This is a genomic window from Thalassospira xiamenensis M-5 = DSM 17429, assembly GCF_000300235.2.
GTDB classification, from domain to species: Bacteria; Pseudomonadota; Alphaproteobacteria; order Rhodospirillales; family Thalassospiraceae; genus Thalassospira; species Thalassospira xiamenensis.
In genome coordinates this window covers 1,493,330-1,505,818 of record NZ_CP004388.1, presented here as the reverse complement: position 1 = coordinate 1,505,818, position 12,489 = coordinate 1,493,330, and the positions used below count along the sequence as shown (strand labels likewise).

Annotated in this window: 9 protein-coding genes; 2 read left to right on the top strand and 7 right to left on the bottom strand. The window is 55.1% G+C overall.

The genetic code is table 11. From position 1 onward, the window contains the following. Positions 1 to 27: 27 nt before the first annotated feature. Positions 28 to 1,395, top strand: coding sequence for an IS1182 family transposase (locus TH3_RS07080; protein WP_040059708.1), 1,368 nt, complete (start codon positions 28 to 30; stop codon positions 1,393 to 1,395). A 132-nt stretch (positions 1,396 to 1,527) separates the two neighbouring features. On the opposite strand, the gene TH3_RS07075 is transcribed toward TH3_RS07080, so the two are convergent. Beyond that, positions 1,528 to 1,968, bottom strand: coding sequence for a VOC family protein (locus tag TH3_RS07075; protein WP_007090957.1), 441 nt, complete (start codon positions 1,966 to 1,968; stop codon positions 1,528 to 1,530). A gap of 432 nt (positions 1,969 to 2,400) precedes the next feature. Between TH3_RS07075 and TH3_RS07070 the strand changes: the two genes are divergently transcribed. Continuing rightward, the gene (locus TH3_RS07070; protein WP_007090956.1) at positions 2,401 to 5,883 is read left to right on the top strand and encodes an indolepyruvate ferredoxin oxidoreductase family protein; all 3,483 of its coding nucleotides are present in this window, start codon (positions 2,401 to 2,403) and stop codon (positions 5,881 to 5,883) included. Positions 5,884 to 5,948: 65 nt separating this feature from the next. On the opposite strand, the gene TH3_RS07065 is transcribed toward TH3_RS07070, so the two are convergent. The 6 genes from TH3_RS07065 to TH3_RS07035 all read right to left on the bottom strand — a co-directional run bounded on the left by TH3_RS07065 (position 5,949) and on the right by TH3_RS07035 (position 12,489). Beyond that, positions 5,949 to 7,139, bottom strand: a complete 1,191-nt coding sequence (locus tag TH3_RS07065) for a patatin-like phospholipase family protein (protein WP_007090955.1) — start codon at positions 7,137 to 7,139, stop codon at positions 5,949 to 5,951. Between the two features lie 382 nt (positions 7,140 to 7,521). After that, entirely contained in the window at positions 7,522 to 7,986 is a 465-nt protein-coding gene (locus TH3_RS07060) for a cache domain-containing protein (protein WP_007090954.1), read from the bottom strand. Positions 7,987 to 8,034: 48 nt separating this feature from the next. Continuing rightward, positions 8,035 to 9,735: a methyl-accepting chemotaxis protein gene (locus TH3_RS07055; protein WP_007090953.1), complete on the bottom strand. Its 1,701-nt coding sequence runs from the start codon at positions 9,733 to 9,735 to the stop codon at positions 8,035 to 8,037. A 673-nt stretch (positions 9,736 to 10,408) separates the two neighbouring features. Next, positions 10,409 to 10,909 carry an MmcB family DNA repair protein gene (locus TH3_RS07045; RefSeq protein WP_007090951.1) on the bottom strand — a complete coding sequence of 167 codons (501 nt, stop codon included), beginning with the start codon at positions 10,907 to 10,909 and terminating at the stop codon, positions 10,409 to 10,411. A gap of 28 nt (positions 10,910 to 10,937) precedes the next feature. Then, positions 10,938 to 11,183 carry a DUF2312 domain-containing protein gene (locus tag TH3_RS07040; RefSeq protein ID WP_007090950.1) on the bottom strand — a complete coding sequence of 82 codons (246 nt, stop codon included), beginning with the start codon at positions 11,181 to 11,183 and terminating at the stop codon, positions 10,938 to 10,940. 136 nt (positions 11,184 to 11,319) lie between these two features. After that, positions 11,320 to 12,489, bottom strand: coding sequence for a carboxylate-amine ligase (locus TH3_RS07035; protein ID WP_007090949.1), 1,170 nt, complete (start codon positions 12,487 to 12,489; stop codon positions 11,320 to 11,322).

Genomic DNA, 12,489 nt, shown 5'->3' with positions numbered 1-12,489 from the left:
TGGCGGGGATTTTTGATTCAATGGGGAATGCTTAAGAAACCCAGCCCACATCAAACCGAACTTGAGATGGTGACACTCGACAGTTTGGTCCCCAGCGATCATTTGCTTCGTAAGATCGATGCCGTGATCGATTTCAGTTTTATCCATGCGCGCGTGGCCGATTTGTACTGCGCGAACAATGGCCGTCCCGCCCTTGATCCGGTGATGATGTTTAAGGCGCTGTTCATTGGCTATCTGTTTGGCGTGCGCTCGGAGCGCCAGCTTGTGCGCGAGATTGAGGTCAATGTCGCCTATCGCTGGTTTTTGCAACTCAAGCTGACCGACAAGGTCTTTGATGCCTCGACCCTGTCGCAGAACCGGCGGCGTCGATATCATGATGCCAGTGTTGCGCAGGATATTTTTGACGAGATCGTCGAGCAGGCGATCAGGCACGGGCTGGTGGATGGTAAGGTTCTCTATACCGACAGCACGCATTTGAAGGCCGATGCCAACAAGAACAAATGGGACCGCGAAGTGGTTGCCAAATCGCGCGCGGCCTATTGGGATGATCTGGATCTGGCGATTGAGGAAGACCGGGCGGCTCATGCGAAAAAGCCGCTCAAAGCCAAGGAACGCCAGCCGGTTGAGAAAGAAACCAAGATCAGCCGAACCGATCCCGACAGCGGATATATGGTGCGCGACGGCAAGCCCAAGGGCTTTTTCTATCTCGATCACCGCACGGTCGATGGCAAGCTTGGGATCATTACCGACAGTTACGCCACCCCGGCCAATCTGCATGACAGTATTCCCTATCTCGACCGTCTTGACCGACAAAGGCAGCGTTTTGACCTTGATGTTATCGCCGTCGGACTGGATGCGGGCTATGCGACCGCCGCGATTGCCAAAGGCCTTGAAGATCGCGACATCCTTGGCGTGACGGGTTATCGCCGCCCGAACCTTCGGGAAGGCTACATCCCCAAACGCAAATACGTTTATGACCCTGAACGTGATGCTTATCGCTGCCCCGAAGGTCAGCTTCTGTCTTATGCGACAACCGACCGAAATGGATACCGCCATTATCACAGCGACCCGGAAAAATGCCGCACCTGTCCTGTGCTGGCTTCCTGTACCGCCAATGCCCACCACCGAAAAACTGTCACGCGCCATGTCTGGCAAGACGCCAGAGACCGGGCTGACGCCTATCGTCTGACAGAGTGGGGCAAGCGGGTTTACAAGCGCCGAAAAGAGACGGTCGAACGCTCTTTTGCAGATGCCAAACAGCTTCACGGTAATCGATATGCAAGGTTCCGGGGACTGATCAATGTCAAATGCCAATGTCTGCTGGCCGCCGCCGCCCAAAACATCAAGAAAATAGCCCTGGCTTTGGGCCCCAAGGGGCCAATCGCTGAGGGATAATCCCCTCGGCACACTCAAGCCAGCTTTCAAACACCTCTAAAAGAAAAACCCCGCCAAAATATGACGGGGTTTGTCAGCGGTCTGAGGCCCTGCGGATAACCGGCAGGGCCTTTTTTAGTGCCGCAGTTAAAATCAATCCGGCTTCGGGATCGTCAGATTACCCTTGGCATCCAGTTCCCAGAACGGGTTATACGCCACTTCCCAGGCATGGCCGTCGGGATCGCGGAAATATCCCGAATACCCGCCCCAGAACACCTTTTCCGCCGGTTTCTGAATGACCGCACCGGCTTTCTTTGCCTCTGCCATCACCGCATCAACTTCGGCCTCGTCACGGGTGTTATAGGCAATCGTCAGACCGGCAAAACGGGCACCGGTATCATCCTCAAACTGCCCGTCCTTGATCAAATCTTCACGGCCAAACAGGCCAAGTGCCAGCCCGTTGGACAATTGATAGAAAACCACCTGTCCCTCGACCATCTCGCTGACTTTCCAACCAAGTCCGTCCTCGTAAAAACGCCGCGACCGGTCAAGGTCGGCCACGCCAAGTGTAATCAGCGATACACGTTGATCCATTTCATGCTCCTGCTCTCAGGGTCAAACCCCTAAAGCACCCAAACCCGACACGAGACTAACACCCTGTTTTCAGATTGCCGAGCCCGGACTCGGCCACAGCCGAAATTTCGCGTCGCAGCATGTTCGCAATAAAATTGCGCGCAAATCGGTACCGGAATAAGTAAATATCAAGTTAACCCAACGTCAACCAGTGCAATCAGGCGTTTTGCACATTGCAATGCGAGTTGATTTGAAAAAAGGTCAGCATTCATTACCATTATTCCGTCAGACAGCGATCCGTCCCGACCAAACGCCAAAGCCGGAACGCCAATGACGCAAAAGAGAATTTTACGGGCCATACCAAAAAGCTGCGCGTAAACTTATATCAATAAAAGCAGCGCAACTGGCCCGCACGACCCCGCAATCAGAGAGAGATCCCGAGGGAGACTGGTCATGGCACAATTGGCGGCAATTAGCCTTGATGACAAATATACGCTTGAAGAAGGCCGGGTCTATTTGACCGGTATCCAGGCGTTGGTTCGATTGCCCCTGATGCAGCGCCAGCTTGACGCGCGCGCAGGACTGAACACTGCCGGATGTATTTCCGGTTATCGCGGGTCACCACTGGGGGGCCTTGATCAGCAGCTTTGGCGCGCCAAAAAATTCCTGACCAGACAGCAGATCGAATTTCAGGCTGGCGTAAACGAAGACCTCGCCGCCACCGTCGTCTGGGGCAGCCAGCAGGTCAATATGTACAAGGACGCCAAATATGATGGCGTCTTTGGCATGTGGTACGGCAAGGGGCCGGGCGTTGACCGGTCGGGCGATGTTTTCAAACATGCCAATTATGCCGGTACATCCAAACATGGCGGTGTTCTGGTTCTGGCCGGTGATGACCATTCCTGCAAATCATCCACCCTGCCCCATCAGACCGAATACGCCTTTATCGATGCGCAAATCCCGGTTCTGAACCCGTCTGGCGTGCAGGATATCCTTGATTTCGGTATTCACGGCTGGGCCATGAGCCGCTATTCCGGTTGCTGGGTCGCGATGAAAACCATCGCCGAAACGGTTGAAAGTTCGGCCGCGGTCGATGTCGCGCCGGATCGCATCACGCCGATCATCCCCGATAATTTCGACATGCCCGAAGGCGGGCTTCATATCCGTTGGCCCGACACGCCAAAGGATCAGGAACACCGCCTGATGAAATATAAACTCTATGCCGCCCTTGCCTATGCGCGCGCCAACAAGCTGAACAAAACCGTCATCGACAGCCCGAATGCACGGCTTGGCATCATCACGACCGGCAAGGCCTATCTTGATGTCATGCAGGCATTCGATGACCTTGGCATATCCGAAGCCGATGCCGCAAAAATCGGCATTCGCGTGCTGAAAGTCGGCATGAGCTGGCCGCTCAACCGCGACGATGTGCGCGAATTTGCCATGGGCCTTGAGGAAATCATCGTCGTCGAAGAAAAACGCGCGGTGATGGAAAATCAGGTCAAGGAACAGCTTTATAACTGGCGCGAAGATGTCCGCCCGACCGTGATCGGCAAATTCGATGAAAAGGGCGAATGGATTCTGCCCTCGATGGATGAACTGACCCCGGCGCGCATTGCGGTTGTCCTCGCACAGCGCATCAAGCGTTTCTATGACAGTCCGAAAATCCACGAACGCATCGACTGGCTGGAACAAAAAGAACGCGAAATCGCCGAACCGCGCCCGGATGTCGCGCGCATTCCGTGGTTCTGCCCGGGTTGCCCGCATAACAGCTCGACCAAGGTCCCCGAAGGCAGCCGTGCCATGGCCGGGATCGGGTGCCATTACATGGTCAACTGGATGGACCGTTCGACCGAAACCTTTACCCATATGGGCGGCGAAGGTGTCACCTGGATCGGGCAGGCCCCCTTTACCAATACCAAGCACGTCTTCCAGAATCTGGGCGATGGCACCTATTACCATTCCGGGTCGCTTGCGGTACGTGCCGCCGTCGCGGCCGGTGTCAACATCACCTATAAAATCCTGTTTAACGATGCGGTCGCCATGACCGGCGGCCAGCCGGTTGACGGCCCGCTGACCGTGCCGCAAATCACCCGCCAGATGGCCGATGAAGGCGTGAAACGCATCATCGTTCTTTCCGACGAGCCCGATAAATACCCGGTTCCGTCGCATTTCGCCGATGGTGTTGATATCCGCCACCGCGACGAACTGGACAATACCCAGAAAGAACTGCGCGAAATCGAAGGTGTCACCATCCTGATCTTTGATCAGACCTGTGCGGCCGAAAAACGCCGCCGCCGCAAACGCAAACTGATGGTCGATCCGCCCAAACGGGTCTTCATCAACGATCTGGTGTGCGAGGGCTGCGGCGATTGCGGTGAAAAATCCAACTGTCTTGCGGTTGTTCCGGTCGAAACCGAATTTGGCCGCAAACGCGCCATTGACCAATCCGCCTGTAACAAGGATTTCTCCTGCCTGAACGGCTTCTGCCCAAGCTTTGTCACCATCGAAGGTGGCGCTTTGCGCAAACCCGAAGCCGCCGCCAAAAGCGGTAATGCGGGCGATGCTGTATTCGCCAGCCTGCCGCGCCCGACCCTGCCCGATATCACCGATCCATGGTCGGTTCTGATCACGGGTGTTGGCGGCACGGGTGTCGTCACCATCGGTGCGTTGCTTGGCATGGCCGCCCATATCGAGGGCAAGGGTATTGTCGGCCTTGATATGGCGGGGTTGGCGCAAAAAGGCGGTGCCGTCGTAAGCCATATCCGCTTTGCCGATACGCAGGAAAAACTCCATGCCGCACGCATCCCGGCGGGCGAAGCCAATGTGGTGCTGGGGTGTGATCTTCTGGTCGCGGCAAGCTTCGAAGGCCTTGCCAAGATGCGTCGCAACTTTACCCAGGCAGTGATCAACACCCACGAAACCGTCACCGGTGCCTTCACCCGCAACCCCGATTTCCAGTTGAAATCGAACGAGCATATGAAGGTCATTTCCGATGCGTGCGGTGCTGATGCGGTGAACTTCGTCGAAGGCAGCGATATCGCTACCCGCCTGATGGGCAATTCGATTGCCACCAACCTGTTCATGCTCGGTGTCGCGTGGCAGCGCGGCCTGATCCCGATCACCGAAGAAGCCCTGATGCAGGCCATAGACCTTAACGGTGTCGCGATTGATATGAACAAGCAGTCCTTCTATTGGGGCCGCCTGTTTGCCCATGATCCGAAACGCGTGCTTGATGTCATCGGCCCGAACGAGGCAGAGGCACATCCGATTGCCACCACGCTTTCCGACATGGTTGCCAAACGCAAGGCCTTCCTGACCGATTATCAGAACGCGACCTATGCCAACCGGTTTGTCGCACTGGTCGACAGGGTTGCGGCGGCTGAAAAACGCCTTGATGATGGCGATGATCTGGCCCGGACGGTGGCGAAATATTACTTCAAACTGCTCGCCTATAAGGACGAATATGAAGTCGCCCGCCTTTATACCGATCCGGCTTTCAGGGCCAAACTCGCCAAAAACTTCACCGGCGATTACAAAATACGTTTCCATCTCGCCCCACCGGCATTCGCCGACAAGGACCCGGAAACCGGCCATCTGAAAAAGCAGGCCTTTGGCCCCTGGATGATGAGCGCCTTTGGCATTCTTGCCAAATTCAAATTCCTGCGCGGCACGGCAATCGACCCGTTCGGTCGTACCCATGAACGCAAAATGGAACGTCAATTGATTGCCGATTACGAGGCACTGGTGGACGAGGTCATCAACGGTCTTAACCATGACAATGCCCGCATTGCCAACGCCCTTCTGGCCCTGCCCGAACAGATCCGTGGTTACGGCCATATAAAGGATCGCAATATCGACAAGGTCAAAACCCGCAAGGCCGAACTGCTTGAACAGTTCCGCAACCCGCCGGAACATCTGAAAGCCGCCGAATAATCGGCCTTCCAAAATCAAAGGGGCCGCATGATCAGATCAGCGGCCCCTTTGTTTGATGATGTTACTTACGCCAGTCTTGGCCGTGGCCCGCCAAACGGGAAATGCAGATCGGGCAGAACCCGTGCCGCGCGACGGCGCAGATCACGCACCGGATGTTCGCGAAGCTGCCGGCTGCGGTAACTTGCAATCATGTCATCGGTCGCCTGATAGCCATCGTCAATCCCGCGATCAAGGTTCTCCCACGTCCAGTCGTAATTGATATGGGGTGAAACCGGGATTTCGATGATGTCGATCTTCCGCCCGCTTTCGGCGACTTCACGCTTGAAGGCCTTGACGGCATCCTCGCTTGCCGATGCGGCAAACAGCATGATCAGGTTATTCAGCGCGTCATAAAGGTTTTCCGGCTGACGCACCTGCTTAAGGTCCAGAATACGGCTGACCCAGACTTCCTCGACATCGGGATGATGATGCAGGAAATCAAAGAAATTGACCGTATCAACCGTCGCCCCCTCGCAATAGGTATCGCCGTTTATTTCAACCGGTTCCTCGATAAACGGCAGGGCCGAACAGGCACACAGCGTCTGCGCATTCATTTGCGGCAGATTGTAATGGTCCGGCTTGTTGGTGAACAGCTCCAGCCGCTGCTGTGTCAGGTTATAGGCATTATGGAAAAGGGCTGGTTTATCGGGCTGATACAACCGGTCAAAATCAAGCCGATCCAGGAACATGCTGTCTGGCGAATAGATTTTCGCCAATCCCTTGGTTTTGGTCTGGTACATCGCGCCCACCATAAAGCGCGACAGCGGATTGACCGCCAGAATACCATTCAACAGCACATCGTTAAGGTTATGGGGCGTCCAGTATTTCGGATTGCCCATGAAATGGCGGACATGCTCGGCGGCTTCGGCCATCGCTTCTGGCACGATCAGCCCCTGATAACTGTCCGGGTTAAAGAAATAGGAAAGCCGGTTGGCGAAATCGGAAAAGAAATCCGGCGCAAAGGCCGATGCAATCGGAAAGCGGTCATAAACGCTTGCCGGGCGGAATATCTTGCGGAAAAACCCGATGGTCTGATCAAGTTCCTGTCCCTCGTCCGCCTGATGCCAGGCCACAGATAACCACGCACCGATGCAGGCAGAAGACCAGATATCGAACGTGATATCGGGTTCCTGCTGAAGTCGTTTCAGAACCCCGATACTGAGCCCGACGGCAGGTCCACCGCCGGACAAAAAGATTGCCCGTTTGACTTTTCTCACAGCTATCTCCCACTCATTTGCCGTTAAACGGCTGAACACCCGAACGCTGCGTTGGAATAACGCCGCAGTTGCCAGCGCTTCCACCCAGGAGATATCGGCCCGTCTTGCGCGGGCCTATGAAGCTAAGAACGATTATAACCTATTCAATATTTAAGATAATTTACCATTCGACATCAATCTTATGAAAGTTTGGAACAAATATAGACTATCGAATAGTGTGAAATCGCAAATGCCTATACCAGTAAAATGCTTCGTAACTTTTATTTCACTATTGATGTGATGGTCGTCACAGGCAGAAATATACTTCCATGATCGCCAATCTCATAAATAAAGAAGGCCGCCACTTGGGCGACCTTCTGTAATTCCACGATTCGGCAATCCGTTATTCGTAATAACCGACCATAAAGATTTTGCCGTCATGGGGTTTTACCCAGGTTTTCTTTTCGGCAAGTTTCTTGGTTTCCGGGTGGGTCCAGGTATAGTTGGACCAGCCGCCATCCGGGTTCGTCTTGCCGGTTTCCACCATGTCGCGAATGATGAAATTGCTGTTCACATCCTGAAGATCCCAGATTTTCGGATTGTTGATCAGCTTCGGATTGATCGCATGCGTCAGGAACGTGCCCTTTTCACCATCGGCGACAATCACATAAAATTCGTCAAAAACATATTCACCGTCCTTGTCGTTGAAGGTGGCAAAGGACTTGTCCTGTCCGACCTGATCGTAAAGTGCGATGGCCTTATCGACCAGTTCCTGTGCGGTTGCCGCCTTGTCCTGGGCCTGTGCAAGGCCGGTGGTCAGGCAAAGTGCGGTCATGGCAGAAACAAAAAGACGCATAAATGTTGTCATCAGGTAATCCCCTTTGATGAACCTGTTGGAAGTAAAATGGAAAATGGATCAGACCGCCCGCAAACGGGCGACAAGCCCGTCCACAGATGAACTCAAACCGGTCATCTGGCGGCCAAGCTCGCCGGTTGCCTGCCCGACGGAATCCGCTGAATCGCGTGTGGCACGGGCAATTTCACGCACATCGCCAATCCCGCCTGATACGGTTTCGGCATACCCGGCGGCTTCCGAAATGCTGTTGCTGATCTGGCCGGTGGCCGTCCCCTGCTCCAGCACCGCATCGGCGATGGCTTTGAGGATAGCGTTGACGTCATTGACACTGGCAACAATCGTCTGGATCGCCTCGACCGCAAGAACGGTTTCCGTGCGGACATTGGCGATTTCCGTTGCAATCTCCTCGGTCGAACGTGCCGTCTGGCTGGCAAGGTTCTTGACCTCGTTGGCGACAACCGCAAAGCCCTTTCCGGCATCCCCGGCACGGGCCGATTCAATCGTCGCGTTAAGCGCTAAAAGGTTGGTCTGTTCGGCAATATTGCCGATCAATGCCGCAACATCCTCGATCCGGACACTGGCTTCTTCAAGCTTGCGGATTTTGGCATCCGCATCCAGTGCCTGCTCGCTTGCGGCCTGTGCGCGTCGGCTGCTTTCCTGGATTTCGTTGCTGATCTGGGAAATGGCGGCCGCAAGGCTGTTGGCGGCCTCTGAAATCTCGCCCATATTGCGGCTGGATTTGCCCGACGCATCATAGGCATTCTCGCTTTGCTGATCGGTGCGTTCGGCATTGGTCAGCATCGCACTGGCCGATGCACCGATTTCCTCGATCGCAGCACTGACTGCGGTTGCCGTACCCTTGACCGATGTTTCGATCTCGGCGGCAAGTTCCTGCATGATCCGGCGTTTTTCCTCGGCCGCCTTGGCTTCGTCCTCTATGCGTTTGCGCTCGGCTTCCTGCAAACTTTCGGCATTCTGGCGGAACACTTCAACCGCCCCTGCCATGCTGCCCATTTCATCGGTCCGCCCGGTAAAGGGCACATCGATATCCGCCCGACCATCGGCAAGTTCGCGCATCACCGCCGTCAACCGCTTGACAGGCACACCAATCACGCGTGTGATGGCAAAACTGATCAGCACCATCGCAAGGACGGCGACAACCGATGCAATGATTGTCTGATTCTGGGCTGCCATGCCGGCTGCCATCGCATCCGAACTGGCAACATCCATGCGGCTTTCCGCCGTTTCACGAAGCTCGGCCAAGGTTGCCATCAGGCTTTCGTAATCCGACTGTGCCGACCACGAAAAACTCAGCGCCCCGGTATACTCGATATCAAGCATCCCCAGAACCTGGTCGATCTTGGCAAGGTAATCCTCGTAAAGCTTGGCCGCGCCTTCCGCGATTTCGCGTTCCGGCCCCTGCATGTTCCGATCACCCAGCATCTGGGTAAACGCATCGCGGGCCGCCGTAATCTGCGACTGCAATTCCGCATTCACGCTGCTCATGCGGTCTTCGTCAACGCCTGCGGCCGACCATGACAGCAGACGATAGACCGTCTGATGAACCTTGGTGACATTGCGGTCGATATTGCTGATGTCGCGGACCTCCGGATAGGCCTCCGAAACGGCAAATTCCAGACCGTTGCTAAGTGATACAATCGCGCGTCCCCCGATGACGCCCACAATGGCAATGGCGATAACCCCGATCAGCGGCAGAACCGCCAACTTGGTACCGATATTCAGATTGACGAAAGTTTTCATTCTGTAACGTTCTAACCAATTGTAACTACAAGGATATCAGGCAACTGCCCCAACAGTTTCCCGGAAGGTGGTGACTATGGCGTCACCCTTGTTTTTGCGATGTCCCTTAACCACGTCATTGGCGACACAGCGATCATCCGCCCGCACCATTTCGCAGGCTGCGAAATACGTGCGCGGCAAATGCCGACCGTTTGTTTTTATTGAAAATCTGAAGACATGCCGGGCGTGGATGGCCACAAGCAGGTGCGCAGTTCCGCACCGGATAAAGTTCGGACCCGCATATCGGATATGACGCCCCCGCGTCCCGATGCCGTCCCCCGATACAAGCCTGTGGCCTGCTACCGCTCTCGCAGCACGTCCCATCCCCGCCATCGTACCCCCACGATCCGACAGGCGCGCAAAAATGCACCCCGTCATACAGGTTTCCGCGGCATGAACCGATCTTGATCGTTTCCAGGGATATTTTCTTCTATCACCTGACCGCGCGGCAGAGTGTAGTCAGCGACCACTAGCGCAACCAAGTGACATGTTTGTTAGGATATTAGTTCAAAAATGAGACAAGAAGTACTACCCTAAGGTATCCGTTTCCTATCGGGGTATCGTATAAGTATTACATAGCAAAGACTTATACATTCACAGATTTATACTATTCTCTAATTTAGTTTTCCATAACTTACAGAACAAAGATTTCACTATCCGCTTCCGGAGTCATCCGGCCTGCTGCCGTCCTTCCGAATGAAATCAGTAATTTCTTTCTGCGCGCTGCTGACAGTTTCCGGTCCGGCTCAGGTGCCGCGCGCACAATGGCTGCTTCAAACCTGTCGGCAACGATCAATCCGACATCAACCGGGATCAGGTCGCGCGAAAATTCCATCGGCACGGCAAAGAAAAACCGGTCGCAATAATCAAGATAGCTTTCCCACTTCTGATCAACGCGAAAATCCTCGACCGACGATTTGACCTCGACCGCCCAAAGATCGCCCTTCTCCCCAAGGGCGAGCACATCAAGCCTGCGTCCGTTACCAAGCCTGATCTCGGTCAGGCAGGCCATGCGATGATGATACAAAAGACGGCAAACGCCTTCTGTGACTTCATTGGTGATTTTGGGGCGGGTCCGGTCATTCATCGCCACAGGATACAAAAACCAAAGCCCGCTCGAAAGCGGGCTTTGCAACTTGGCGCGACACTCCTGACAAAGCTGATCAGCTCATGCCAAGCGCACGTTTGTAAACCTCAAGGATTTCTTCCTGTTCGGTGCGTTCGTGGTCTTCCATTTTGCGCAGACGGATAATCTGGCGCAGGATTTTCACGTCATAACCAAGCGCCTTGGCTTCACCGTAAACTTCCTTGATATCGGCCATCAGGTTGGCCTTTTCTTCTTCAAGGCGTTCGATACGTTCGACATAGCTCGCAAGCTGATCGGCTGCGATTCCACCGACTTCGGTCATTCCTGATATTCTCCGATCATGATTGCGCAGCGGAAACCGGTGCGCTGAATTTTAATGCGGCGCGACGATACTCAATGCGCTTTGCCATGACAAGACCCGTTAACCCCGCAACTTCCAAACGGCTTCCAAACGGCTGTCAGACCGCCGATTTTTCGCCGGGCACCGTATGTGCAATCAGGTGATCGGCCACCGCAAGCAACGCATCGCGCGGGCTTGCCCCCTTTTCCACCGCATCGGTATAAATCTCGCGCTGGCGGCGTGCGCTTGTGCCGCGTGCAATAATGGTGCGCGCATGCTCGACCTCGGCGACACAGCCAAAATGTTCGGCATCCGGGCGGATCAGTTCGATGATTTCCTCAAGCAGATCGGCATAGGGCACGATCTCCGCCCGGCCAAAATCAATCAGGCCGGTCTTGTCCCCGGCGTCGCTGCCATACCGGCACGCCCGCCAACGGTTTTCACGCACCAGCATGTTCGAATAAATCCGCCACCGCTGGTTATTGCGCCGCAGGCGATACAGCATCCGCATAAGGCATCGCGTGATCGACGCCACACAGATCGCATCTTCCAGATCGGTACAGACATCGGCAATCCGCATTTCAAGCGTCGGCCAACGATCACTGGGGCGCAAATCCCACCAAAGCTTGGTGCCATCCTCGATCACCCCGGCCTGGATCAGCATATCGACATGGCGGCGATATTCCGCCCACGATCCGAACACTTCGGGCAATCCGGTACGCGGCAAATTATCAAATACCGAAAGACGGAAGGTCTGAAGCCCGGTATCACGCCCCCGCCAGAATGGCGAACTGGTCGTGAGTGCCAGAAGATGCGGCAGAAAATAGCTCGCCTGCGCCATCAGTTCGATCCGCAGATCATCATCCTCGATCCCGACATGCACATGCATCCCGCAAATCAGAAGCCGGTCGACAACCGTGCGAAGGTCGCGCGCAATCGTGCTGTAACGTTCGCCCTCGGTGTGTTTCTGGCTGTCCCATTGCGCAAACGGATGGGTCGATGCCGCCAGCAATGCCATGTCATAACGTGCGGCAATATCGGCAACCGTGCTGCGCATATGCGTTAACTGGTCACGCGCCTCGGCCGCACTGTTGCAAACCTTGGTGCCGGTTTCGACCTGGCATCGCATGAACTCGCTTGATACCTGATCGCCCAGTTCGGCCTTGCAGTCTTTCAGAAAATCCGCTGCCGGGTCCGTCGCCAGATCGCGACTTTCGCGGTCCACCAGCCAGAATTCTTCCTCGATCCCGATGGAAAAGCCCGGTTCGCGCGAATGGGACACCGTCAA

What these genes read in the sequence shown, in the direction of transcription:
- TH3_RS07080 (WP_040059708.1), top strand. Translation starts at nt 28, where the DNA reads ATGCTTAAGAAACCCAGCCCACATCAAACCGAACTTGAGATGGTGACA.
- TH3_RS07055 (WP_007090953.1), bottom strand. Translation starts at nt 9,735, where the DNA reads ATGAAAACTTTCGTCAATCTGAATATCGGTACCAAGTTGGCGGTTCTG.
- TH3_RS07040 (WP_007090950.1), bottom strand. Translation starts at nt 11,183, where the DNA reads ATGACCGAAGTCGGTGGAATCGCAGCCGATCAGCTTGCGAGCTATGTC.
- TH3_RS07075 (WP_007090957.1), bottom strand. Translation starts at nt 1,968, where the DNA reads ATGGATCAACGTGTATCGCTGATTACACTTGGCGTGGCCGACCTTGAC.
- TH3_RS07060 (WP_007090954.1), bottom strand. Translation starts at nt 7,986, where the DNA reads ATGACAACATTTATGCGTCTTTTTGTTTCTGCCATGACCGCACTTTGC.
- TH3_RS07070 (WP_007090956.1), top strand. Translation starts at nt 2,401, where the DNA reads ATGGCACAATTGGCGGCAATTAGCCTTGATGACAAATATACGCTTGAA.